This window comes from uncultured Clostridium sp. (assembly GCF_900547735.1).
Lineage (GTDB): Bacteria > Bacillota > Clostridia > Lachnospirales > Lachnospiraceae > Otoolea.
Window position 1 is genome coordinate 32,939 of sequence record NZ_URHZ01000004.1, and the last position, 23,617, is coordinate 56,555.

The following is a 23,617-nucleotide window of genomic DNA, read 5'->3' on the forward strand; positions in this document are numbered from 1 at the left end:
AGGAATGTACAGAAAGGACGTGATCAGATTGACATTGGATCGTGATTTACAATCCATCCAGGAAGTGCGGGATTTGGTAGCCCGTGCAAAAGAGGCGGAGAAAACACTCTCCACATTTCCTCAGGAAAAACTGGATGCGATTTGTGCGGCGATTGCCGCAGCATGTATGGAGCATGCAGAGAAACTGGCTAAAATGGCGGTACAGGAGACGGGATTCGGCAAGTGGGAGGACAAGGTCCTGAAAAACACACTGGGCAGCCGGATTACCTGGGAGTCCGTAAAGGATATGAAAACGGTAGGCGTTTTAAGGGAGGATAAGGACAGGGGAGTCTGCGAAATCGGTGTGCCGATGGGAGTTGTGGCCGCTCTGATTCCATCCACCAATCCCACCTCAACGGCAATGTATAAGAGCATCATATCCATCAAGGCGGGAAACGCCATTGTAATCAGCCCCCATCCGGGAGCTAAAAACTGTATCACAGAGACATATAAAATTATAAAGGAAGCGGCCGAGCGAGCGGGCGCGCCGGAGGGAACGGTATGCTGCGTCAGTCTCACGACCATGGAGGCGACGGACACCCTCTTAAAACACCCGGATGTCAGCATCATCCTTGCCACAGGCGGAGAGGCCATGGTACATGCCGCATATTCTTCCGGCAATCCGGCCCTGGGGGTTGGGCCGGGCAACGGTCCTTCCTACATTGAGCACACGGCCGATATTCCGGCGGCGATCCGACGCATTATGGACTCGAAAACATTTGACAACGGCACAATCTGTGCTTCAGAACAGTCAATCGTCACAGAACGCTGCATCACGAGCCAGGTGGAGGAAGAGCTGAAACTGCAGGGAGGCTATTTCCTGACACAGGAACAGTCGGATCAGCTTTCGGGTTTTCTGCTCCGTGCCAACGGCACAATGAATCCGAAGATTGTAGGAAAAACGGCTGAAAAGATTGCCGACATGGCGGGAATCCGGATTCCGGAAGGGACACGTCTTCTGGTTTCACGTCAGGATCCGGCTAATGTCAGCAAGAAGAACCCGTACTCCCGTGAAAAGCTCTGTCCGATTCTGGCTTACTTTGTAGTAGAGAGCTGGGAAGAGGCATGTGAACTCTGCATCAGGATACTTCAAAATGAGGGAGCCGGCCACACGATGACACTGCACACAAAAAATAAAGAAGTAGTCCGGGAATTTGCCCTCAAAAAGCCGGTTTCCCGTATTCTTGTCAATACGGCGGGAGCGCTCGGCGGCGTGGGAGCCACAACGGGACTTGCCCCGGCGCTGACACTGGGCTGCGGAGCCGTCGGAGGCAGCGCAACTTCAGATAATATTACACCGCTCAACCTGATCAATATCCGACGCGTGGCATACGGCCTCTGCGAGCTGGAAGATTTGAGGGAAAGCGCTCCGGCAGAGTGTTCCTGTTCTTCGGCTGCGCCGTCCTGCACGGAGGATTTGGGGGAAGAAGACATAGAAGCAATCACACGCGCAGTCATTGCACGGCTGCGGGCGAAACACTAATTAAGAAAACAGTAAAACAATATTGAAATAATAATGAAACAATAATGAAACAAATCCAAGGAGGAAAAGATTATGGCAGCATTACAGGCACTGGGAATGGTAGAAACAAAGGGACTGGTTGGTTCGATTGAGGCAGCCGATGCAATGGTTAAAGCGGCAAACGTAACTCTGATCGGCAAGGTACATGTAGGCGGCGGCCTTGTGACGGTAATGGTACGCGGCGATGTAGGAGCCGTAAAAGCGGCAACCGACGCGGGAGCGGCAGCAGCCGGACGCGTGGGCGAACTCGTCTCCGTACACGTAATTCCGCGTCCTCATGCAGAAGTAGAACTGATTCTGCCGAAACTGGACGTAGAGTAACAGGCGTTGCGACACACAAAAACGGTAACTATGAAGGTACTGAATAGTTACAATAATAAAGGAGAGTAAATCATGGCAGCATTACAGGCACTGGGAATGATAGAAACAAGAGGACTGGTTGCTTCAATCGAAGCAGCCGATGCAATGGTGAAGGCAGCCAACGTGACACTGATCGGAAAAGAGCATGTGGGCGGCGGCCTTGTGACGGTAATGGTACGCGGCGACGTGGGAGCCGTAAAGGCGGCAACCGACGCAGGAGCGGCAGCAGCGGGAAACATCGGTGAGCTCGTATCCGTACATGTAATTCCGCGTCCGCACGGCGAGGTTGAACTGATTCTGCCGGTACAGAACGCCGAGTAGGATGTTACTGTTCACTCCGTGACCAGCAACACGCTTCGGAAGATGAACGTTCAGACTTGTCCGGACCGTTACAACAGCAGCGTTTAAAGAATAGGGAAAGTAACTATGAAAGTATTGACGGAAGCAGATTTAAGGACGGAACAGATTTCCCGGGCCGACCGGGAATACCGGGTGCCGCAGGGCACTTTTGTCACACCGTCGGCAAAAGAATTCCTCCGTGACCGCGGCGTGGAACTGATATTTGACTGCGTGGACCCGTCATCTCATGCCGCAATGACCCGGACCCCAATCAAAAAACAGGGAAGCCGCACGTATATTGATGCTGCTACCGGTGAGGGTTATGGGGAAAAACCGGAGGATATGACCCATCTGCGTGGAAACCTCCTGGTTCCCAAGACCCATCCGCGCATTGAACTCCGCGGCCGGATAGACGGGCTGCAGGCACACGTACTGCTGATGCAGGCAAAAAATCAGGATAACCCGGAGCTTTGCCGGGATCTGGACAGTGTCCTTCAGTATCTGAGGGAAATCCTCGGGGCTGAGGTGAAAGAAGAGCCTCTAAGCGAGGTGCGGCTGTTTGGATTAGAACACGTTGAAATCAGGCGTATGTCCCACAATGTGAAGGAGTACTTCGGGATAGAGCACCCGATTCCCGACTGCACGATGGGGGAAACGGCTCTTGAGCTGAATCTTCTACGCACACAGGTAAGGGAGGCGGAGCTGAGCGCGGCAAACGCTTTCCCGCAGGGCGATCCGCTTGGAATTATTGAACACTTAAACCGGCTGAGCAGCGGCATCTATATTCTTTTCTGCCGTGTTGTATCAGGATTACATTAGAGTGACACGAGGGACTGCAATCCCGATTTATCCCTGGGAGGATTTTATGAATAGACAACAGATACAGGAAATTATCCTCCGTGTTCTTGCAGAATGCGGAGATCAGGTGACGGGCCGGGAGCTGCCTCTCGATTTTCCGGTGGAGGTTTCGGCCAAGCACGTCCATCTGACAAAAGAGGCGGTCGGACAGTTGTTCGGAGCCGGGGCGAAGCTGACGCCAAAGAGGCCGTTATCCCAGCCGGGACAGTTCCTGAGTGAGGAACGGGTCACCCTGGTGACGCCCAAAGGAAGAATTGAAAACGTGGCGGTGCTGGGACCGGAGAGAGAGGAAGTCCAGACGGAGCTGTCTCTGACGGACTGCAGGGCGCTGGGAATCGACGCGCCGATATGCATGTCGGGAGATCTGGCGGGAGCGGGCGATGTGTATATTATCGGTCCCAAAGGAATGATATTTGCAAAAGAGAGCGTGATCATAGCACAGGCCCATATCCATATTACGCCGCCCGAGGCCGGTGAAATCGGCATTACGGACGGACAGAGAGTTTCCGTAACCATCGGCGGAGAACGGAAGATAACACTTGAAAACGTCATCTGCCGCGTCAGCAGCCAGGCGGCGCTTGCCATGCACATTGACTTTGACGAGGCCAATGCGTGTATGCTGCCAAAGAATGCCACCGCCAGAATGAGGGTTTTGGGAGACGTATGCGCAGAGCAGGCATGCAGAAGCGGCAAATGTGAAGAAATTTCCGCCATAGCAGTAGAAGAAGCGGACAGGAAAGCGCCGAAGCCAGCCGCAGGCGGTGCGGTTTTTGAAGGAAAACTGATCACCGAGGCGGTGGCGCGCCGGTTTGCGTCCGAAAAACAGTCAACGCTAACGGTGGCCAAGGGAGTCATTCTGACGCCTTCTGCAAAAGACGTTCTGCGCCAGTCGGGAATCGAAGTCCTCTGGCAGGGGAGGAGGCAGGCTATATGATGATTTGTCAGGTAGTAGGCCATGTATGGGCAACGAAAAAGGAAGAGGCCCTGAACGGACATAAACTGATGATTGTGCGGGAAGTGACGACAAACAGGAGAAACGGGGCCACCTTTGTGGCGGCCGACTCCGTCGGAGCGGGAATCGGAGAACAGGTTCTGGTGGTAAGCGGAAGTACGGCCAGACGGGCGATCGGTTCCGATGACTCTCCAATCGACAGCGCCATTGTCGGTATTATTGATTCCCTCGAGATCTCAAAGGAAAAGGGTGAGTAATATGCATCTGACGGAACTTATCTATCAGGCCGGAATAATCGGCTGCGGAGGAGCCGGTTTCCCGACCCACGCAAAATACAATGGAACAATTGAGACTATTATAATTAACGGAGCAGAATGCGAGCCGCTTCTGCAGACGGATCGCTATCTCATGAGAAACAAGGCCGGGGAACTGATTAAGGCCGCGGATATGCTGCTTCGTGAGACGGGGGCAGGCGGCTGCGTCATTGCGCTTAAAGCATCCTATACAAGAGAAATAGGGGCCCTGGAGGAGGCGATCCGTTCACTCGGTTCGGACGTCCGGCTTCACCGGCTTGAGAGCTTTTTCCCGGCGGGAGATGAGCAGACCATCGTCTACGAAGTGACCGGAAAAGTGGTGCCGCCCGCAGGAATCCCGCTGAATGTGGGCTGTGTTGTAAATAACGTCGCCACGCTGTACGGCATCTACGAGGCAATGGAGGGAAGACCTTTCACACAGAAGTATCTGACCGTGACCGGCGAAGTGAAACATCCGGTTATTGCGAAGGTGCCGATCGGGACGCCGGTCGGTGAATGTCTGAAACTGGCGGGAGGCCCGCTGCTTTCGGACTATGTGGTGGTAAACGGCGGCCCGATGATGGGAAAACTCATGACAAAGGAGGAGGCGGAGTCTGCGTACGTGACAAAGACCATGTCGGGACTTATCGTTCTATCCACGGACAGCAGTATCGCCAGACGCTCCGAAGTCACGCTGAAACACATGTTAAACCGTGCCAAATCGGCATGCATCCAGTGCAGTTTCTGTACCCAGCTCTGCCCAAGGGCACTGCTCGGCCATCCGCTTGAACCGCACCGGATTATGCGCAAACTCTCCTCCTGCCGCGATTTGACGGAGATACTGGACGATCGGGATGTACGGAATGCGGCGCTCTGCTGCGAGTGCGGAATCTGCGAAGTATACGCATGTCCGATGGGGCTGCAGCCGAGAAAAGTCAATTCCCTGCTGAAAGGGGAACTGGCCGGGGCAGGCATCCGCTACCAGCGTACCGAAGGTGAGTGGGAGCCGGATCCGAACCGGAACATGCGCAAGGCGCCCACGGCACGGGTGGCGTCCAGAGCCGGGGTGGCGGCGTTTGAAGAGATCCGGATTGATGAACTGAAAGAGATTACTCCCGCGTCATCAGGGACGGTCCGCCTGGCTCTCCGCCAAAGTATTGGAGCGCCTTCACAGCCGGTCGTAAAAGACGGCGAGCGGGTGGAAGCAGGACAGCTTATTGCAGTCTGCCCGGAAGGAAGTCTCGGTTCTGCGCTGCACGCCTCCATAAGCGGAGTTGCAGTGTTAGAGGAACAGTACCTGGAAATCAGGCCTTAAGAAGTTACCATATTTTGTAGTGCATTGCGCAACAGACAGTATTCAGATAAAGGAGCATACAGAGAATGGAAGCAATCGGAATCCTTGAAAGCAATAGTATTGCCAAGGGAATTGAAGCGGCGGACGCGGTCCTGAAGGCGGCGGACACGACACTTTTATACGCAAAACCGGTATGTCCCGGTAAATATACGATCCTGTTTTACGGCGACGTAGCCGCGGTAAGCGCCTCCCTGGATGCGGGAGCCGCAGTGGTCGACGCGCATCTTGTGGACTTTGTCGTGATTCCCCGCGTTCATCCGCAGGTAATTCAGGCAATCAATCTCTCCACCACGCCCGATGGGGTGAACGCCGTCGGAGTCATGGAATTCTTCAGCGTCACGGCTGCGGTCTATGCGGCCGATGCGGCGGCTAAGGCGGCCGATGTGACACTGATGGATGTCCGTCTCGGCGTGGGAATCGGAGGAAAATCCTTTGCCATTCTCACCGGAGAAGTGGCGGCGGTGGAAGAGGCCGTGCGCTGCGGTATGGCGACGGGCGAGGAGAAGGGCCTGGCTGTGACCAGCACCGTAATCCCAAGTCCGCGGAAAGAGATTTTTGAGGCATTACTGTAAAGGAGACGGCGGTATGACAGAACAGAATCCCTTTGATTCAAAACAGAGGATTATCCAGGAGTTTGTTCCCGGAAAACAGGTGACGATGGCTCATTTGATTGCCAACCCCAATGATGATTTATATAAGAAGCTGGGCGTTGTCAGCAAAACCAGGGGAGCCCTGGGAATTCTGACCATTACCCCCAGCGAGGGGGCCATCATCGGCGCCGACGTGGCGACAAAAGCCGCCGAGGTGGAGATTGTATTTGTGGACCGTTTCTCCGGTTCCCTTGTAATCTGCGGCGATGTGGCGGCGGTGGACGCGGCGTTAAAAGATGTCCTTCGCGTTCTGGGAGAGATACTTCATTTTACGATGACGGAAATTACGAGGTCTTAGGCCATGAAGAAGATTATGATGATTGGAAAGATAGGCTGCGGGAAAACGACACTCGGACAACGTCTGATGAGGGAGACGGTCCAGTATCAGAAAACACAGTCTATCCAGGTGATAGGGGACGGGATTGTGGATACTCCGGGAGAATATCTGGAACAGAAACAGTTTTACAGCGCGCTGATTGTCACCGCAGTGGAGGCGGACGTGATCCTGCTTCTCCTGTCCGCAACCGACGAACAGAATACATTTTCACCCAGGATGAGTTCCATGTTCAGCGGAAAACCGGTGATTGGAGTGATTACAAAAACCGATCTCTGCAGCGATCCGGAGCGAATTGAGACGGGAAGGGAAATTCTTGAGATCGCGGGAGCGGAAGAAATCCTGGAGATCGGGTTTGGCGACGACGGCTGCATTGAAAAGCTGGAAAGCAGGATAGATGAAATTGCTTAGATGGGCATATGGCCAAAAAGTGAATACGGTTTTTTATATGAAGAAAATCCCCTGTGTACCGGATCGATAAAGGCGTTCGGTATGCAGAGGATTTTAATCGTATTCTAACAGTTTCCAATTCCTGTCAGTTTCCAATATAGAATGCAGGGCCGAGAAGTTCTTCCGTGTCCCTTAAAAGCTCGGCGGCCTCGTCATAGTTTTCTGCGGTCAGGGCCATCGTAAAGTAATTGATTAGACAGATAGGCGCAACGTGCGAATTCTGATAGGATGCGGTTTTCACCCGGCAGGGAAGTACAATCTCAGCGTATTCCCTGGCAGCCACAAACGTCGCGGATGTGATCAGAATTACCTTTATCTGTTTCTTCTTCATCCATTCCAGCAGATGAATCGCAAGAGAGGTAAAACGCGGGAAGGCAAAGACAACGCATACGTCCCCCTTCTTCATGCTCACCATTTCTTCCGGATATTCCATTCCGGTAAAACGGATAAGATGAAGGTTCTTCCTGATTCGTCCCCAGCTTGCGAAGGCATAATAGGACAGTGAAAATCCCATTCTCATACTCATAATATAAAGAGAATCCGCGGACTGCATGAGTCCGACCGCGCGGTCAAGCTCCTCCTCCTTCAGATCCTTCATTGTATTCTCTATGTTTCTGATATCTCTCTCAAAGGATGCCGCCAGTCTGCTGTTCACCTTCTCTTTTCCCGGTTCGCCGTCGGTCTGTCCGGGGAGGGAATCTTTATTTAAAACAATATTCTGTGCATCTTTCTGCAGCTCCGTGAATCCGGCATAGCCAAGCTGCCTGGCAAAACGTATTACCGTAGTGGTGCTGACTCCGACCAGCCCGGCCAGATCTTCCAGTGTTCCCACCGCTACTTTATCCAGATTATACAGAAAATAATTCGCAACTTCCTTATGCGACTTTGTCAGCTCATCAAAATGTGCCGTTACCCTGTTAATAAAATCTGCCATTTGTATTCCTCCTCCGTATTCTGAGGCCTGGAGTATTCCTCCCAATATCACTTAAGCGTCCCGGCCCGCTATCAGGGCCGGAACGCCGCATATCAGCTTCTTTATTAACAATTCTAACATTGCACATTTAATAAGTCAAAAACTTATTGCGATCATCCCCTCACGCGTCCCCGCTCTTGTTACTGTTCACTCCGTGCCCAGCAACACGCTTCGCGATGCACAGAAACGGCATAAAATACCATTTCGCGCCGTGTAACTCAGGATTTTTGTGCGAAATACGCACGAAAACGCCTCGCGGGACAGTACCCGTGAACAGTTACCCGCTCTTTTCACCGCGGGCGATCAGGAGCACGGCGCACAGGATGCACGTTATTCCAATCGCCGTACGCGGCGTTACCGGTTCCCCGAAGAGGGCGGCGCCCGCCGCAACACTGGTCAGAGGTTCGAAGGTGCTTAGCATGGAGGACTTCTGGGGGCCTATCCGTGCGGTCCCGGCCTGGAAGGCTACGGTGGCAATCACGCAGACGATGAAAGCAAAAAATACGGACAGTATCCAGGCCTTAAACGGCATTTTGTATACAAGGTTCCCCGACAGCAGGGCCGTCATAAAGACGCCTGCGGAACCAAAAAGCGACAGATAGAAGCTGAGCTTAAACGTATTCATCTTATCTAATCCGCTTTTGGAATAATAGAGAACGTAAAACGCGTATGTAACCCCTGAAAAAAATGCCAGCATCACACCCTTTATGCCTCCCGTTTCCCCGGGAGTGTAGAAGAACAGAATTCCCGCCAGGCAGAGCACGGCACAGACTGTCTTTTTAACCGTGAGTTTCTCGCGGTAGACGGCAATGCAGCCAAACAGCACGAGAATCGGGTACACAAAGTGGATGGTGGTCGCCATGCCCGAGGAAATATAGTTGTATGACTGAAATAAAAGGAGCGGTGTGCCCGCGCACCAGAGTGACAGAACCAGGATCTTTCTGCACTCCCTCCCCGTAATTTTGAGGCTGATTTTATACCTGAAGCAGACAATCAGCCAGAGAAAGGGGAGGCTGAACAGGAAACGGTGAAAACACAGGGTAAGGGAATTCCCGCCCATCCCGTATATCAGCCTCGCGAAAAAGGGCATTGTGCCGAACAGAACCGCAGAGAGTATTACAAGTAAAAAGCCTTTTTTCATGGTTTGTTCCTATTTGGTTGTTAATTGTAAAGCGCTGCAATCCGGCCGCTGTATTTCATCCCTTACAATTCGGCCGCCGCAGTTCAGCGCTCCGCCCGCCTGCAAAGCTGATAGATATCGTCTCTCCGGTTTTCCAGGGTAAATACCTGTTTTCTTACCTTGTCCAGATAATCCAGGTCAATCTCAGCTGTGATGACGCAGGGGTGGTCGGGAGCCTTGGCAATGACGTTTCCCCACGGATCCACGACCAGTGATTTTGCGTAGGCCTGGAACTTCGGCTTGATGCCGTACTGGCCGGGAGCAATTACATAGCAGCCGTTCTCGATTGCCCGGGTGCGGAGAATGGTCTCCCAGTGATCTTTGCCGGTATTCAGGGTAAAATCGGCCGGCACAAACAGTATCTGCGCACCCTCTAAGGCCATCAGGCGGTACATTTCACAGAACCGCATGTCATAACAGATGGAAAGACCCCAGTGGCCTGTCTCTTTCGTATCCACGGTTACAATTTCCTTCCCCGGACAGATGCGGTCCGATTCCCGGACCGTGGGGCCGTTTTTAATTACGACATCAAAGGGGTGCATCTTGTGGTATTTGGCTTTCAGTTCCCCGTCCGGCCCGATTACCATCGTGCAGTTATACGGCCGTGGATCGCCTGGATTCTTTTCGTAAATGCTTCCGCAGTGGAGCCAGACGTGATGTTTCTTTGCCAGGGCCGAAAGGGTGAGGAATGTCTTTCCTCCGGGAATTTCTTCCGCGTATTTTGCACTCTCGTCGCCCACGTAGTTTACATTTTCCGGCATTGCTATCAGGGCGGCATTTTTAGAGGCGGCCTCTTCGATAAAGGCCGTCAGAGTTTTCAGGTTCTGGTCAACGTCATTGCCGGAATCCATCTGGACGACGGCGGCTGTAAATTTATTCATGTATTTTCTCCTTCTAAGATGGCTGGCCGCTAAACTCGTTCTTCATAAAGGCGACAATCCTGTCAACGCATTTGGCGACGATGGCTTCGCCCTTTTCCCTGGTTCCGATTGTAGCGTCTCCGAGGATTCCGTTCGGCGTCTTGTCCATGAACTCCGTGTAAGTGACGATATCCGGGTATTTTGTGTATTCCTCCGGCATTTTAATGCACTCTGTTTTGGTCAGATCCACATATTCCGGGTGGAGATAGAGCATTACCGAGGTGCCGCATTCACTGGCATGTCCGTGCGCCATCCATCCCGTGTTTTCGCAGATTCCAACCGAGTTTGGCTGGGTGAATCTCCACCAGTCAATCTGGGCGCAGGTGATTGCGGATGAGCGCTGGTATTCCCTGCAAAGCTGGCTGATAATCGGCACGTTGCCGGCGTGCATGTTGATGAACATAAAGTTCTTAAAACCCCAGTGTACTAAGGAGTCCATAATGTCCCGCATCATCAGGTAATAGGTCTGCGGCATAATCTTGATTGTTCCCGGGAACCCATAGAGAGCGGCCGATTCGCCCACCTCGATAAACGGTCCTATCATCGCGTTCGTCTTTTCCGCCACCATTTCGCAGATCGCCTTTGAAACGATGGAATCAGAACCGAGCGGAAGCTGCGGGCCGTAGACCTCGATTGCGCCGGCAGGAATGATAACCGTATCACAGCCGGCTTTCCTTTCTACAAATTCGGTCCAGCTCATTTCTTTTATCCAGTTTGTATTTTTCATATTTTTCTCCTCATTTAATTCAATTATTGAACTGTTGTTTTATACGGTCTTATTCCTGTATTTTTTTCCGAAAAAGATTCCGGCTCCCAGAAGTATCAGCAGAAGTCCCCAGCTCCACAGGTATACAAACATCGGGCGGGTCATAATCAGCGCGATAAATACGAGCGTATACTGAAGCTGGTAGGTGTAGCCCAGGGTACTGGAGGAAGTAATGTTCGTAGCCGCATTCGTCTGGAAATCGGGATCGACTACTTTTAACAGCAGCAGGCCGGTAGCCAGGACTCCGCAGCACTGTCCGAAGAGCCCCACCGATGTCTCAAAACAGTCGTCCTTCGGAAGGATCCATTTTGCCAGGATAAAACTTGCAAAATAGGTAACTGCGGCGACCGCGAGGCCAACCACGATAAGCGGTACCGCATAGGTTGTGAAAACGCTGATGCTGGTCGTTGCAAGGGCGGCGGCTATCATGTACTCCAGGGCGCTTCCCGAGATTCTCACGACGGTTTTGCGGTCTATCATATCGTTAACCCTTCTCGCGTTCTGTGTCATCAGGCAGAAGATTGCGCTGAAGATCAGGCAGCAGGCAAACAGAGGAAGATTCTTGAAAAACGGATTGATTTTTATCAGTCCCGTCCTCACGATGTGGCCGCATAAGATGATAAAACCGACCAGCATGACCTGGGAGCCAAGGGGATCGAGCGCTGCGGAGGATGTCACCGCATTGCCGATGGAAGGCCGTTCACCCTCCGGATAAAATCCCGTCAGCATGCTTTCCGGCATCTCTTCGCGTTTCATTTTTACCTTTGTTATGCCCTTCTGAGCCGCCCTGTTGATTTGGAACATTCCGCAGATGACACCGGTCAGAAGTCCGATTGTGGCAAAGGTGGCGCCCACCTGTGCGCCGGACGCCATGTAGCCCGCGTCGTCAAAGATAGTTCCTCCTGCAATTGCCATGGAATGTCCCCCGTAAAATCCCAGAACAGGCAGGATTCCAAAGCCGAATTTCAGGTCTGCAAAGACGAGGCCCAGCAGGAAGGTGACGGTCAAACCGGCGATAATCTGCATCTGATGGATTGTTCCGGCTAAAAAATAAGTCTGCATTGCTTCCCCGGACACCTTTTCCAGCTTAAGTCCCAGGAAGGAACAACTGAAAACGATGGCGCTCAGCACACCCGCCCACTGTCCGATGGATGATGAAAATGAAAAGCACACCGGAGAAAATTTCCCCAGGACCTGAGGCCCGAGGAGCAGTCCTAAAATCCCTGCTATCAATGAAACCGGGATATAATATATCTGTAAAAATTTAATTTTTCTTCTCAGCCAAGCCCCCGCTACGAGAAGAATACTGATCATTGAAAAGTCAATTAAAACATCTGTCAGCGTCATACCTATCTCCTTTACGTATCATACTTTACCGGAATTAATCCGGTATTCCCCATGATTCCTTACGTTCACTTTGAATTTTGTTCCCCTTATGATTTTGTTTGATTACCTCCTTAAGGCAAAATGTTCTGCGCAGTACACTTTGTATTATTTAATACATAAAGTATAATCTACTACTTTTTCGCTGTCAATTGTGCTTCATGCCGAAAGTCGATTGAAATTTTTGTCGAAAATAGCCAGCTCCGCCATAGTTTCTTTTGAATTTCGTCCTTTTATACAATAACGATTCCCGGTAAAGGAGAAAACAGGCTTGTAATCCGGCACTTTTTACAACAGAGTACAATAAATCTATTTTTTTCCACCCGCTGCAGTCTGTCTCACGGAGTGAACAGTAACAAATTCTGAGAACGTTCCGTCAAATTAAAAACTCCCGCATACCACATAAAAATGAGAGTGGTATGCAGGAGATCGCTGTGCTGCTGTTTTACAGTAAAGAGAATTTCATAAATTCTTCGATATATGGCTCCAGTTCTTTCGCCCGTTTCGGGGAATAGATGAGAAAGCCCTCTTCACGCGGACCTTTTTCGGATTCCGCGTACGGTATTTCGATGAGCTGCCCCGATTCCAGGAGGGAAGAGGCAATCCGGGAGGGGAGGAAACCAACGCCGAGGCCGCCGAGGAGCATGTTCAGGAACAGGAAAATACGGTCGGCCTGATAGGGGTAAATTCTGGTGCGGTAGGTCAGATCCAGCCAGGCGCAGAAGCTGTGGCTCCAGCGCATATCGATGAAGGGAAACTGTCCGGCCGTCTCGGGGGTAAAGCAGGGGCAGGGCAGTTCCAGCAGGGGGCTGGCGACAAGAATATAGCGGCTGGACCAGAGCGTTCTGGTTTCCAGGAGCCTGTGCTGCGGGGCTTCAATCGTGACGCCGAGATCGATGACGGAATCGATAACATTATTTGTAATTGCCATAGAATGCTCGCAGACAAGTTTCAGGGCGGTACGCGGGTGGTTACTGTGCATGACGCCGAGGAAGGGCTTCAGCGGAAACTGCCAGACGGAGTCCGGGGCGCCCAGCGTCAGAAAGGAATCATATTTTTCCGACAGATGAAACAGACGCTTGCTTTCTTCCTCAAGACCGGCAATACTTTCGGCGTATCTGAGGAAGAGATGTCCGCGGGCGGAGAGCTTGACGGAGGAGTTATTGCGGTCAAAAAGAGTGCATCCCAGCTCGTTTTCCAGGGATTTGATCCGGGAAGTGACGGCTGACTGGGAAATGTACAGCAGTTCCGCCGTCCGGCTGAAATTTTTTTCTCTTGCCACATACAGGAATGTTTTTATATCTTCTATATTCACTTTTATACTCCTCCTTAGTTCCGCAGTTTCCATATTATTCTGCAGTTATTACGATAAATTAAAGGTATCAACTTTCCTGCGTTAAGTCAATGAAAAGTTATAGAAAAAATTAATTACTGTTCACTAAATAATCAATTTTACATATAGCTGAAAAGGCATTATACTACAATTAAAGGCGGGAAATAAAATTAACAAAAAATTAACTTCAAAGATAATGTTACAATTCACTGCTGATATTTCAGGAAACGTATTGCCGTTGGCGGCACCGCGGTTTTCGGGGCTGTGAACCGTAACAGGATCACTTCAGTAGATAGGAGGCTGAATTTGACAGCGTACTCTAAAATGGGATACCGCAGAGTATCCGCAACCCGCCTGCTTATTTTTCATCTCGCCTTTGCCGTTATATCAAATTGCGTCAATCCCGTCACTCCGGCTCTTTTTCTGGAATTGGGAATGCCGGATTATATGTTTGGCGTCGCTTTTGCCGCCATGGCGGGTGCATCCTTTTTGTTTTCCCCGTTCTGGGGGAAGATGTGCCGGCGCATAGGAAGCACAAAAGTGTTTGCATTGGGAATATTGCTGCATGCCGTTGCACAGAGTTTCTTCAGCATTTCGGTGACCCAGACGGGCATTGTCGTCTGGAGAATGCTGGCCGGGGTGGCCTGCTCCGCCAGTACGATAAGTACGATGTCCTATCTGATGGACGTGACGGAGGAAGAGAACAGGTACCGTTTCATGCTGTATCATTCCGCCATTGCCACCATCGGCTGCGCGGTTGGTTATTCCATCGGGGGAATGATTGGCACTTTTTCAATTATGCTGGTATTCAGGCTTCAGGTTACGGCAATGCTTGTATCCTTCGCCGCAATCTGTTTTACCTTAAGGGATCCGGAACGGCCCGGGACCCCGGCGGAGCAGCCTGGTAAGGGAAAAGAAAAGGCCGGGACCCTGCGGCTGTCTTCCCTGATATTCCTTACGGCCGTCTTCCTGTCCAGCTTTGCCACAACCGCTTACGATAATGCCTATAATTATTACGTGAAGGCGGCGCTCAATCTGCCAAATTACTACAACGGCCTGATCCGGGCCGGAATCGGAGTGATTGCGCTGGTGGTGGATTTTACGGTTGGACTCTGGATGATACGGAAGACAAATTCCAGAAAGACAATCATACCCGTTCTGATTTTATGCGCAGTCACGTCGGGCATGGTTCCCTTTATCAAAAATGTATCATTTTACATAATGGGTAACTTTATTTTTTACGCATTCAATTCCCTGTACGTTCCAATGCAGCAGGCGCTTGTGACGGACGAGGGAGCTTCCGGGGACAGCGGGACAATAGCGGGGCTGTTTACATCATTTTTGTTTGGCGGGAAAGTACTGGGTGCGCTTTTTGCAGGTTTTATTTACAGCATGGGGAATAAGCTGCCGTTTTTTATGGCTTCGGGATTCTTCCTTCTGTCGGCGGCATTTGCCGTAATCAATTACCGGCAGACATGCCGTAAAAATAAAGATACAGGCAGTTTTATCAGCAAGTACAGGGAAAGGAGAGGTTATTAAAAAAAGAAAGTAATCAGGGGCAGACAGGTAAAATTTCGTATGAGAAAAGAAAGGGGAAACTATGAAAGAGAAAAAGGAGAAGAAGTTCAAACTGAAAGCGCCGAATCCGGTCATTATACTTGTGGTAATCATATTATTGAGTGCAATTGCCACCTATGTCGTGCCGGCGGGCGTATTTGAGAGGGTGGAGGATGTCGTCACGGGGCGCATGGTTGTAGATCCCATGACGTTCCACTACGTAACACAAAATCCGGTTAAGCCGTTCGACATTTTTATGTCCCTGACACTGGGACTCCAAAAATCGGGAGATGTCATCTTTTTCCTGCTCATTATCGGCGGAGCCTTCGGCGTCATGGATGCGACGGGAGCGATCAAGACCGGTATGGGTAATATGGTACGCAAAATGTCGGGAAAAGAAATTCTGCTGATTCCGGTCTGTATGACGGTGTTTGGCCTGGGTTCCTGCTTTGCGGCCAACTTTGAAGAGTTTCTGGCCTTTGTGCCTCTTGTAATTGCCGTATGCCTGGCAATGGGATTTGACTCGATCACCGCCATTGGAATGGTTTACGGCGCGGCCGGAGCCGGTTACGCCGGAGGATGTACGAATCCGTTTACCGTAGGCGTGGCTCAGGGTATTGCCGGCCTTCCGATGTTTTCGGGTTTTGGGCTCAGGATGGCTGCTTTTATCGCCCTGCTGGCGGTCAGCATCGCCTATGTGACCTGGTACGGAATGCGGGTCAGAAAAAATCCGGAGCGCAGCGATATGTACGGCGTGGACATGGGGGAACAGATCAGCATTGACGTCAATGATATCCCGACGCTGACCACCCGCCATAAACTTGTTCTGCTCACCTTTGTCGGCGGAATCGCGGCACTGATTGTCGGCGTTATCAAGTTTGGTTTTTATATTGATGAGCTGGCCGCTATTTTCCTGATTGTTGCAATACTTTCCGGAATTTTCGGAGGTTTGAGGCCGGGACAGATTGCGGATGAATTCATAAAAGGATGCGGAAACCTGCTTTATGCATGTCTGATGATCGGCCTCTGCAGCGCGGCTACGCTGATTCTGCAGAATGCAAGCATACTCGACACAATCATTAACTTCCTGGCCGGGCTTTTAAGGGGACTTCCCGCAAGTCTCAGCGCCTGCGGCATGTTTATTGTCCAGGATATCATCAATGTATTGATTCCTTCCGGTTCCGGCCAGGCGGCGGTTACAATGCCAATCATGGCTCCTCTGGCGGATCTGATCGGCGTAACGCGTCAGACGGCGGTACTGGCATTCCAGTTCGGAGATTCTTTCACCAATATCGTGGCGCCGACCTGCGGTACCATCATGGCGGCTCTGGCAATGGGAAAGATTTCTTTTGGAAAATGGATTAAATTCATGGCTCCCATGTTCTTTATGTGGTGGGCGGTTGCTTTTGTATTTCTGATTTATGCGGCAACGGTTGGTTATGGGCCGTTTTAATGCGTTCTAATGAAAAAACAGGAAAGATACATACAGGAAAGATACATGAAGGAGGAATTACCTGATGAAGATAGATTTTCGCCATGAGGCGCAGGAGATATCGGAGGAGATCGTCGGCTGGCGCAGAGACCTGCATAAAATCCCTGAGATTGGCCTGGTTCTTCCGCAGACGGTCCGCTATGTAAAAGAACGTCTGGAAGAGATGGGAATTGCTTACCGGACTTATGAAGGCCACTCCGGCATCACGGTGGATATCGGGAGAGGCGGAGGCAGGGCAATTGCAATCCGGGCCGATATGGACGGTCTGCCGATGAGGGAGGAGACAGGTCTTCCATTTACATCCACTAATGAAAACATGCATGCCTGCGGCCATGACGCCCATACGGCGATTCTGTTGGGCACGGCAAAAATGCTGAAGTCCCATGAGGAAATGATACCGGGCCTTGTCAGGCTTATCTTCCAGCCGGGGGAAGAATTCCCGGGCGGGGCCGAACCCATGGTAAAGGACGGCGTGCTGGAAAATCCGAAGATGGATTATATACTGGCTCTGCATGTGTCGAATAAGGGGAACGATTACATAAACGGGGACGTGGTAGTGAGCTATGAGAACACCAGCGCGTCCGATGAACAGCTCTATCTGACCATAAAAGGAAAGGGCGGCCACGGAGCCAGCCCGGATCTGTGCATTGATCCCATCGCCATTGCCACCCTGGTGATCAATAACCTGCAGTATATTATCAGCCGCGAGGTATCGCCATTCAACTCTTCCGTGCTTACTATTGCAACCGTAAGGGCAGGCAATGGGGCAAATAATATTATTCCCGATACGGCCGAGGTAATCGGCACGGTGAGAAATGTGGATTTGGAGTCCAGGAATTATGTAATCACGCGGATCCGGGAGATTGTGGATCACACGGTGAAGGCCATGAGAGGAGATTACGACCTGGAATTTAAGTATCCCTATCCTCCTCTTGTCAATGACAGGAGAGTAGTGGAGCGTTTTCTGGATGTGGCCGGCCGGGTGCTGGGGGAAGGCCATACCCATATTATGACCCGTCCGGAGATGGGCGGGGAGGATGCGGCATTTTTCTTCCAGAAAGTTCCGGGGTGCTATTTTTACCTGCAGTGTCCGATGAAAAGCGAGATCGACGGTAGGGCGTACGGGGTCCACAATTCGCGGTTCCGCCTGGATGAGACGGTCCTGTTTCTGGGGGCGGCCCTGTTTGCGGAGACGGCGTTTGAACTGCTGGAGGATGAGGCCGGATAATGGCCGGGAAGGAGAGCTTTGGAAAAATATAACGACAGGATCGAAGGAATGTACTGTATCCGCTGTCACAAATCATTTGAGGTGGGAGATTATCCGACGGGATGCCCCTGCTGTGCGAAAGAGGGCCACTATGCCAGCATCGCTTTCAAATACAGGCCGGGCGGCGGTATCAGGAAGGAAGAAAAGGGGATGATGCGCTACGCCGATTTTCTGCCATATGAGAAAATACCTTCCATGGGAGAGGGAGGAACGCCTTTCATTCAGGTTCCAAGATTGGCGGAGGATCTGGGGATCGCCTCTTTTTATCTGAAAAATGAATTCCAGAACCCCACAGGTTCCCACAAGGACAGGACCAGCCCGTTTGCAGTGAACAGGGCGGTGGAGAGAAAGATCAGAACAGCCGCCGCCGCATCCAGCGGCAATGCAGGGGCCTCGGTGGCGGCGTACAGCGCCTTTGCGGGCCTGAACTGTGATATCGTGGTACTGGGTTCGGTCAGCCCGGTATGGGAGGCCGCCATCACATCCACGGGAGCCAGCCTGGTGAGAGTGGGCTCACCGGAGGAACGGTATGAGCTGATGGACCGGAAGGAGAAGGACAACAGTTGGTATATCACCACAAATTATCTGCTTCATCCCGTGGGAAACAATCCATGGGGGATTCAGGGGTATAAGACAATTGCCTATGAGACCTATGAAGAGTTCGGCAAAGACGGACTTCCCGACATTATCCTGATTCCCGTGGCCAGAGGAGATTTGCTGTGGGGAATCTATGAGGGATTCCGGGAGATGAGGGAGGCGGGATGGATCGATGAAATCCCGCGCCTTGCGGCCGTGGAGCCGATTCCCAGAATCAGCCGCGTGCTCTCGGGGGAGGATTACAGAGGGCAGTTTACCGGTGACGACGATTTGACGCCCTCCATCGGCGGCTGGACCGTGACTTACCAGTCGGAACTTGCGGTGAGAGAGAGCAGGGGAGCGGCGGTAAGTGTTCCGCAGAAATGTGTGATTGGGCTTGTGAGGGAGATGGCGGGATACGGGCTTTACCTGGAAACCTCTTCGGCGGTGATTTTAGGTGCACTGAGAGAGCTGATTGAGAAGGGGGAAGTGAAAGGTACCGATCGGGTGATGGCGGTTGCGACATCGCATGGGTTTAAAAATATGCCGTAGGGATGATCCTGGGGTCACAACAAAAGAGTCCGGCAAGCCGGACTCTTTCTGATGTTCTTTTTATGCTTTGCCGTTTTTTAGAAACAGGAGCTGCCGCAGGCGCTTACATTGCCGTCACACTCTCCTTCCTCGCCGTCTTCGTGATGATGGCCGCAGGAGGAGGTACAGGTAGCGCAGGAACCGGCTGTGTCAAAGTGAAGCGCTCCGCCGAGAAAATCAGCTACCCTCTCGTCCGCGTCACCCGAAGCGCCGCCCAGAATCTGAATTCCCGCATTCTTAAGAGCTGCCACGGCTCCGACGCCAATGCCGCCGCAGATCAGTACGTTAACGCCTCTCTCAGCGAGGAAATCTGCCAGAGCGGCATGGCCGCTTCCGTTGGTATCGACAACCTCGGAGGAGAGGATCTCATCATCCACCGTGTCATAAATTTTAAAATTCTCTGATTTGCCAAAGTGCTGGAACACCTGGCCGTCTGTGTAAGGTACTGCAATTTTCATGTGATGCCTTCCTTTCCATGCTTTCTGCATTAAAACGTTCAGCCGGCCGTACCGTTTACAGGATGTAAAGTTGAATCGACCGGCTAAGTTTGATTGTACGTTTTTCCTGCCGCTTTTTCAAGTCTTCTTCATCAGTTTGATTTTACTTCTTTCCACAGATTGTTGTAAACGGCATCCGTCTCATCACCGAGATAACGGTAAACTTCACAGTTGTCCAGCTTATCCATATCCGGGAAAACGGCTTTGTTATTCTGCATATCCTCGTCCAGAAGAGCCTTGGCCGCCTTATTCGGCGTTGCGTAGGTGATGTATTCAAAGTTTTTCAGGGCGATATCGGGACGGCAGAGGAAATCAATCCATTTCTCGGCGTTTTCTTTATTCTTTGCACCGGCCGGGATGACCCAGGAATCAATCCACAGGTTGGTGCCTTCCTCGGGAAGGACATATTCCAGGGAGTAATCGAGATTCTGGGCCTCCACCTCCTCCTGGATGTAGAGCATCTCGCCCGAGTAGATAACACCCAGGGCCGCTTCGCCGCCGATCATCTTATCGCGTACCTGATCGATGACATATGCCTGGACGAGCGGTTTCTGTGTAATCAGATCGGCCTTGGCGGCCTGAAGCTCATTGATATCTTCGGTATTCATCGAATAACCGCGTGCTTTCAGGGCTACCATGAAGGCGTCGCGGACGCTGTCCTGCATAAGTATTTCTCCCTTGTATGCCGGATTCCAGAGGTCGGACCATTTTTCGGGAACCGGAAGGCCGCGCTCCTCGATTGTTTTAGTGTTATAAAGGATTCCCACGGTGCCCCAGGTGTATGGCACGGAGTAAAGGTTCTCCGGGTCAAATTCCCGCGACATTTCGATAAATTTGGGATCGATGTTGGCGAGGTTCGGGACATTGTCAAAATCAATCTCGGCCAGAAGACCGTTCTCGGCCATTTTCTGAATCATATAGTCGGACGGACAGACGACGTCATAATTTACCGCTCCGGCTTCAATGACAGGGTACATCTCCTCATTTGTCTCAAACAGGTCATAGGTGACTTTGATGCCTGTCTCCGCTTCAAACTCCTCGATGACGGAATCATCGATATATTCGCCCCAGTTGTAGACGAAAAGTTCGTTGGAATGCTTGGTGGAGTAACGCCCATAGGTGGTAAAACCGACCACGCAGACGATCACTACCGTGGCAAATCCGAGTACGCCGCGCTTGATGTTGCTGTTTCTTTTCCTGCGCCTGATACTTTCATCCAGGGAAATTGTTCCCGCAGTCTTTTTCGGTTCATCCGGAGAAAAATTAGTGATGATTAAAAGCACCAGGACCGTCATGAAAATAATCGTGGACAGCGCGTACATGGACGGCTTGATACCTCGCCTCACCTCGCTGTAAATCAGCGTGGACAGGGTGTCGATCCCCGCGCCCCTGGTGAAATGGGTGATGATAAAGTCGTCTAACGACATGGTAAACGCCATCAGAAAACCGGACAGGACGCCCGGCATAATGTCGGGGAAGACAACCTTGAAAAATGCCTGCACCGGGCCTGCGCCCAAATCCATGGCCGCCTCATAGGTGGACTTGTTCGTCTGCTTCAGCTTCGGCATGACGCTCAGGATGACGTAGGGAATGTTAAAGGTAATATGCGCGATTAAAACGGTTTTGAATCCCAGGGAGATGCCGAAGGCGATAAATGCCAGCATCAGGGAAATACCGGTTACAATCTCAGAGTTTAACATCGGAATGTTGTTCACGCCCATGACAACGGTGCGAGGCACTTTTTTCATGCTGTTAATGCCGATAGCGGCCACGGTTCCGATAATCGTGGCAATGAGCGCCGAGGCGAAGGCAATAAGCAGCGTGTTATAGAGGGCGTTCATAATCGCCTGGTTCTCAAACATCTGCGAATACCATTTTGTTGTAAAGCCGCCCCAGAGCGTTCTGGACTTTGTATTATTAAAGGACAAAACCATCATTGTGACAATGGGAGCGTACAAAAATATCAGGATCAGCGCCAGGTAAAAATCCTGGAAAAACTGTTTTAACGTATATTTTCTCATCAGAATGCAGTACCCTCCCCTTCTTTATCATATTTGGCAATGAGGGCCATACTCAGTAAAATGAATACCATCAGCACGAGGGAGAGTCCGGAACCCAGGTTCCAGTTGCTTCCTTTTGTAAATTCCTGCTCGATGACGTTGCCGATCAGGAGTATTTTGCTGCCGCCCAAAAGGTTTGAGATAACGAAAGTGGTCAGGGCGGGAACGAAAACCATCGTGATGCCGCTGATAATGCCGGGCAGGCTTAAGGGAATCCAAATATGGGTAAGCGTCTGGAGCTCGTTGGCGCCCAAATCCTTGGCCGCATTGATGGTGTTGTCGTCGATCTTGGCAAGCACGTTGTAAATCGGGAGAATCATGAAGGGCAGGAAGTTGTAAACCATGCCCAGGATGATGGCCCACGGTGTATTGATAATGGCGATATTCGGCAGGTGGAGAAAGTTCAGGATGCCGTTGATAACGCCGTTCTTCTCAAGCAGGGTCTGCCAGGCCAGGGTGCGCAGCAGGAAATTCATCCACATCGGAAGGATGAAGATAAATACCATAAAGCTGCCCTGTCCGATGTTCTTTTTGCGAAGAATCATGGCCAGCGGATAAGCCAGCACGAGACAGATCAGTGTGCTTAAGAGCGACAGGCCGAGGGAGAGAAAAAGCGCCTTGGCGTGTTCGAGCGTACCGATTGCCAGCACGTTTGACAGTGTAAATGCCCCGCTTTTGTCGGTCAGGCCGTAGAAGACGATCAGCAGAAGCGGGATGATGGTAAAACCGATCATCCAGACGATATAGGGGCCGGCCAGAAGCCGTTTTGCAGATTTATTCATCGATACTTACCGCCTCCTCATCTTCAGAGGCTGGTTTATTCATAATCTGGATATCGAAAGGATCAACGTGGATGCCGACCTTCTCGCCTACCGGGCACATATCCGTACTGTGAACCAGCCATTCAAAACCGTCGGGGGTCGTAACCTCCATCTCATAGTGTACACCCTTGAAAATCAGGTGGGTGACAACGCCTTCCAGCGTTCCCAGCTCCGGTTTCACAAGGTCGATGTCCTCGGGGCGGATGACCACGTCCACAGGCTGTCTTACTCCGAATCCGCGGTCCACGCAGGGAAACTTTGCGCCGAAGATTTCCACCAGCTCGTCGTGGAGCATCAGTCCGTCCACAATATTGCTCTCACCGATAAAATCGGCTACAAAGGCGTTTTCCGGTTCATTGTAGATCTGTTCCGGGGAACCCATCTGCTGGATGTAGCCCTGGTTCATTACGACGATGGTGTCGGACATGGTCAGCGCTTCCTCCTGGTCGTGGGTTACATAGATAAATGTGATTCCCAGCTCATTTTTCAGCCGGATCAGCTCGTACTGCATGTCCTGGCGGAGCTTGAGATCCAGGGCTCCGAGCGGCTCGTCCAAAAGCAGGACCTTCGGCTCATTCACGATGGCGCGGGCAATGGCGATACGCTGCTGCTGTCCGCCGCTGAGCGAGTCGACGGAACGGTTTTCAAAGCCGTCCAGATTGACGAGTTTTAAAGCGTATTTGATCTTATCATCGATATACTGCTTGGGTTTATTCTTGATTTTAAGGCCGAATGCGATATTGTCGGCAATGCTCATGTGGGGAAACAGGGCGTATTTCTGGAATACGGTGTTTAACTGGCGTTTGTTAGGCGGGAGTTTGGTAATGTCGTTTCCACCGAAAATTACTTTTCCCCTGTCGGCGGATTCGAAGCCGCCGATGATGCGAAGGGTGGTCGTCTTGCCGCAGCCGCTGGGGCCGAGGAGGGTGACGAAGGAATTCTCCTTAACGGAGAGGGAGAGATCATCAAGGACAACATTGCTGTCATAGCTCTTGGTTATGTTAACTAAATCAATTAATGGCTGGCTCATAGTTTTCCTCCGTGTGTAAT

At 51.5% G+C, this 23,617-nt stretch carries 24 protein-coding genes; 14 read left to right on the plus strand and 10 right to left on the minus strand.

Annotation, left to right across the window (positions count from 1 at the left end; all coding sequences use genetic code 11):
• Window positions 1-28: 28 nt before the first annotated feature.
• The 10 genes from QZT18_RS02025 to eutP all read left to right on the plus strand — a co-directional run bounded on the left by QZT18_RS02025 (window position 29) and on the right by eutP (window position 7,112).
• Window positions 29-1,522, plus strand: a complete 1,494-nt coding sequence (locus QZT18_RS02025) for an acetaldehyde dehydrogenase (acetylating) (RefSeq protein ID WP_366925779.1) — start codon at window positions 29-31, stop codon at window positions 1,520-1,522.
• A 72-nt stretch (window positions 1,523-1,594) separates the two neighbouring features.
• Window positions 1,595-1,882 (plus strand): BMC domain-containing protein, encoded by a 288-nt coding sequence (locus QZT18_RS02030; RefSeq protein ID WP_164516765.1) that lies wholly within the window; start codon window positions 1,595-1,597, stop codon window positions 1,880-1,882.
• A gap of 72 nt (window positions 1,883-1,954) precedes the next feature.
• Window positions 1,955-2,242, plus strand: a complete 288-nt coding sequence (eutM, locus tag QZT18_RS02035) for an ethanolamine utilization microcompartment protein EutM (RefSeq protein WP_125141141.1) — start codon at window positions 1,955-1,957, stop codon at window positions 2,240-2,242.
• A gap of 105 nt (window positions 2,243-2,347) precedes the next feature.
• A complete protein-coding gene (locus tag QZT18_RS02040; RefSeq protein ID WP_294143813.1) occupies window positions 2,348-3,079 on the plus strand; it encodes a hypothetical protein in 732 nt (243 codons plus the stop codon).
• Window positions 3,080-3,125: 46 nt separating this feature from the next.
• Entirely contained in the window at window positions 3,126-4,052 is a 927-nt protein-coding gene (pduL, locus tag QZT18_RS02045; protein ID WP_294143814.1) for a phosphate propanoyltransferase, read from the plus strand.
• A complete protein-coding gene (locus QZT18_RS02050; RefSeq protein ID WP_125141138.1) occupies window positions 4,049-4,327 on the plus strand; it encodes a EutN/CcmL family microcompartment protein in 279 nt (92 codons plus the stop codon). The genes pduL and QZT18_RS02050 overlap by 4 nt, the downstream gene beginning before the upstream one ends.
• A 1-nt stretch (window position 4,328) precedes the next feature.
• Window positions 4,329-5,678, plus strand: coding sequence for a 4Fe-4S dicluster domain-containing protein (locus tag QZT18_RS02055; RefSeq protein ID WP_294143815.1), 1,350 nt, complete (start codon window positions 4,329-4,331; stop codon window positions 5,676-5,678).
• Window positions 5,679-5,743: 65 nt separating this feature from the next.
• Window positions 5,744-6,289, plus strand: a complete 546-nt coding sequence (locus QZT18_RS02060; RefSeq protein WP_294143816.1) for a BMC domain-containing protein — start codon at window positions 5,744-5,746, stop codon at window positions 6,287-6,289.
• Window positions 6,290-6,302: 13 nt separating this feature from the next.
• Window positions 6,303-6,665: a BMC domain-containing protein gene (locus tag QZT18_RS02065; RefSeq protein ID WP_294143817.1), complete on the plus strand. Its 363-nt coding sequence runs from the start codon at window positions 6,303-6,305 to the stop codon at window positions 6,663-6,665.
• A gap of 3 nt (window positions 6,666-6,668) precedes the next feature.
• Window positions 6,669-7,112: a EutP/PduV family microcompartment system protein gene (eutP, locus tag QZT18_RS02070; protein ID WP_294143818.1), complete on the plus strand. Its 444-nt coding sequence runs from the start codon at window positions 6,669-6,671 to the stop codon at window positions 7,110-7,112.
• 124 nt (window positions 7,113-7,236) lie between these two features.
• Here the strand turns inward: eutP and QZT18_RS02075 are convergent, their stop codons facing one another.
• The 6 genes from QZT18_RS02075 to QZT18_RS02100 form a co-directional block, all read right to left on the minus strand.
• On the minus strand, window positions 7,237-8,085 hold the full coding sequence (locus QZT18_RS02075; RefSeq protein ID WP_294143819.1) for a MurR/RpiR family transcriptional regulator: 849 nt from the start codon (window positions 8,083-8,085) through the stop codon (window positions 7,237-7,239).
• 316 nt (window positions 8,086-8,401) lie between these two features.
• Window positions 8,402-9,265, minus strand: a complete 864-nt coding sequence (locus tag QZT18_RS02080; RefSeq protein ID WP_294143820.1) for a DMT family transporter — start codon at window positions 9,263-9,265, stop codon at window positions 8,402-8,404.
• A gap of 83 nt (window positions 9,266-9,348) precedes the next feature.
• Window positions 9,349-10,185: a carbon-nitrogen hydrolase family protein gene (locus tag QZT18_RS02085; protein WP_294143821.1), complete on the minus strand. Its 837-nt coding sequence runs from the start codon at window positions 10,183-10,185 to the stop codon at window positions 9,349-9,351.
• Between the two features lie 13 nt (window positions 10,186-10,198).
• Window positions 10,199-10,951 carry a creatininase family protein gene (locus QZT18_RS02090; protein WP_294143822.1) on the minus strand — a complete coding sequence of 251 codons (753 nt, stop codon included), beginning with the start codon at window positions 10,949-10,951 and terminating at the stop codon, window positions 10,199-10,201.
• Window positions 10,952-10,990: 39 nt separating this feature from the next.
• Entirely contained in the window at window positions 10,991-12,337 is a 1,347-nt protein-coding gene (locus QZT18_RS02095; protein ID WP_294143823.1) for a sodium/glutamate symporter, read from the minus strand.
• A 481-nt stretch (window positions 12,338-12,818) separates the two neighbouring features.
• Window positions 12,819-13,688 carry a LysR family transcriptional regulator gene (locus QZT18_RS02100; protein WP_294143824.1) on the minus strand — a complete coding sequence of 290 codons (870 nt, stop codon included), beginning with the start codon at window positions 13,686-13,688 and terminating at the stop codon, window positions 12,819-12,821.
• A gap of 324 nt (window positions 13,689-14,012) precedes the next feature.
• On the opposite strand from QZT18_RS02100, the gene QZT18_RS02105 reads away from it, so the two are divergent.
• The 4 genes from QZT18_RS02105 to QZT18_RS02120 all read left to right on the plus strand — a co-directional run bounded on the left by QZT18_RS02105 (window position 14,013) and on the right by QZT18_RS02120 (window position 19,150).
• The gene (locus QZT18_RS02105) at window positions 14,013-15,245 is read left to right on the plus strand and encodes an MFS transporter (RefSeq protein WP_294143825.1); all 1,233 of its coding nucleotides are present in this window, start codon (window positions 14,013-14,015) and stop codon (window positions 15,243-15,245) included.
• 61 nt (window positions 15,246-15,306) lie between these two features.
• Window positions 15,307-16,716 carry a YfcC family protein gene (locus QZT18_RS02110; protein ID WP_294143826.1) on the plus strand — a complete coding sequence of 470 codons (1,410 nt, stop codon included), beginning with the start codon at window positions 15,307-15,309 and terminating at the stop codon, window positions 16,714-16,716.
• 64 nt (window positions 16,717-16,780) lie between these two features.
• Window positions 16,781-17,983, plus strand: coding sequence for a M20 family metallopeptidase (locus QZT18_RS02115; RefSeq protein ID WP_294143827.1), 1,203 nt, complete (start codon window positions 16,781-16,783; stop codon window positions 17,981-17,983).
• 18 nt (window positions 17,984-18,001) lie between these two features.
• Complete coding sequence (locus QZT18_RS02120) at window positions 18,002-19,150, plus strand: pyridoxal-phosphate dependent enzyme (protein WP_294143828.1); 1,149 nt, start codon at window positions 18,002-18,004, stop codon at window positions 19,148-19,150.
• 77 nt (window positions 19,151-19,227) lie between these two features.
• Here the strand turns inward: QZT18_RS02120 and QZT18_RS02125 are convergent, their stop codons facing one another.
• The 4 genes from QZT18_RS02125 to QZT18_RS02140 form a co-directional block, all read right to left on the minus strand.
• Window positions 19,228-19,647, minus strand: coding sequence for a NifB/NifX family molybdenum-iron cluster-binding protein (locus tag QZT18_RS02125; RefSeq protein ID WP_294143829.1), 420 nt, complete (start codon window positions 19,645-19,647; stop codon window positions 19,228-19,230).
• A 131-nt stretch (window positions 19,648-19,778) separates the two neighbouring features.
• Complete coding sequence (locus tag QZT18_RS02130; protein WP_294143830.1) at window positions 19,779-21,707, minus strand: extracellular solute-binding protein; 1,929 nt, start codon at window positions 21,705-21,707, stop codon at window positions 19,779-19,781.
• Window positions 21,707-22,528 carry an ABC transporter permease gene (locus tag QZT18_RS02135; RefSeq protein WP_294143831.1) on the minus strand — a complete coding sequence of 274 codons (822 nt, stop codon included), beginning with the start codon at window positions 22,526-22,528 and terminating at the stop codon, window positions 21,707-21,709. Before QZT18_RS02135 ends, QZT18_RS02130 begins: the two co-directional genes overlap by 1 nt.
• A complete protein-coding gene (locus QZT18_RS02140) occupies window positions 22,521-23,597 on the minus strand; it encodes an ABC transporter ATP-binding protein (protein WP_294143832.1) in 1,077 nt (358 codons plus the stop codon). Before QZT18_RS02140 ends, QZT18_RS02135 begins: the two co-directional genes overlap by 8 nt.
• Between the last annotated feature and the right edge of the window lie 20 nt (window positions 23,598-23,617).

Excerpts from the sequence above, each read along its gene's own strand:
- QZT18_RS02030 (WP_164516765.1), top strand. The coding sequence starts at position 1,595 with ATGGCAGCATTACAGGCACTGGGAATGGTAGAAACAAAGGGACTGGTT.
- eutM (WP_125141141.1), top strand. The coding sequence starts at position 1,955 with ATGGCAGCATTACAGGCACTGGGAATGATAGAAACAAGAGGACTGGTT.
- QZT18_RS02040 (WP_294143813.1), top strand. The coding sequence starts at position 2,348 with ATGAAAGTATTGACGGAAGCAGATTTAAGGACGGAACAGATTTCCCGG.
- pduL (WP_294143814.1), top strand. The coding sequence starts at position 3,126 with ATGAATAGACAACAGATACAGGAAATTATCCTCCGTGTTCTTGCAGAA.
- QZT18_RS02050 (WP_125141138.1), top strand. The coding sequence starts at position 4,049 with ATGATGATTTGTCAGGTAGTAGGCCATGTATGGGCAACGAAAAAGGAA.
- QZT18_RS02055 (WP_294143815.1), top strand. The coding sequence starts at position 4,329 with ATGCATCTGACGGAACTTATCTATCAGGCCGGAATAATCGGCTGCGGA.
- QZT18_RS02060 (WP_294143816.1), top strand. The coding sequence starts at position 5,744 with ATGGAAGCAATCGGAATCCTTGAAAGCAATAGTATTGCCAAGGGAATT.
- QZT18_RS02065 (WP_294143817.1), top strand. The coding sequence starts at position 6,303 with ATGACAGAACAGAATCCCTTTGATTCAAAACAGAGGATTATCCAGGAG.
- eutP (WP_294143818.1), top strand. The coding sequence starts at position 6,669 with ATGAAGAAGATTATGATGATTGGAAAGATAGGCTGCGGGAAAACGACA.
- QZT18_RS02075 (WP_294143819.1), bottom strand. The coding sequence starts at position 8,085 with ATGGCAGATTTTATTAACAGGGTAACGGCACATTTTGATGAGCTGACA.
- QZT18_RS02080 (WP_294143820.1), bottom strand. The coding sequence starts at position 9,265 with ATGAAAAAAGGCTTTTTACTTGTAATACTCTCTGCGGTTCTGTTCGGC.
- QZT18_RS02085 (WP_294143821.1), bottom strand. The coding sequence starts at position 10,185 with ATGAATAAATTTACAGCCGCCGTCGTCCAGATGGATTCCGGCAATGAC.
- QZT18_RS02090 (WP_294143822.1), bottom strand. The coding sequence starts at position 10,951 with ATGAAAAATACAAACTGGATAAAAGAAATGAGCTGGACCGAATTTGTA.
- QZT18_RS02095 (WP_294143823.1), bottom strand. The coding sequence starts at position 12,337 with ATGACGCTGACAGATGTTTTAATTGACTTTTCAATGATCAGTATTCTT.
- QZT18_RS02110 (WP_294143826.1), top strand. The coding sequence starts at position 15,307 with ATGAAAGAGAAAAAGGAGAAGAAGTTCAAACTGAAAGCGCCGAATCCG.
- QZT18_RS02115 (WP_294143827.1), top strand. The coding sequence starts at position 16,781 with ATGAAGATAGATTTTCGCCATGAGGCGCAGGAGATATCGGAGGAGATC.
- QZT18_RS02125 (WP_294143829.1), bottom strand. The coding sequence starts at position 19,647 with ATGAAAATTGCAGTACCTTACACAGACGGCCAGGTGTTCCAGCACTTT.
- QZT18_RS02130 (WP_294143830.1), bottom strand. The coding sequence starts at position 21,707 with ATGAGAAAATATACGTTAAAACAGTTTTTCCAGGATTTTTACCTGGCG.
- QZT18_RS02135 (WP_294143831.1), bottom strand. The coding sequence starts at position 22,528 with ATGAATAAATCTGCAAAACGGCTTCTGGCCGGCCCCTATATCGTCTGG.
- QZT18_RS02140 (WP_294143832.1), bottom strand. The coding sequence starts at position 23,597 with ATGAGCCAGCCATTAATTGATTTAGTTAACATAACCAAGAGCTATGAC.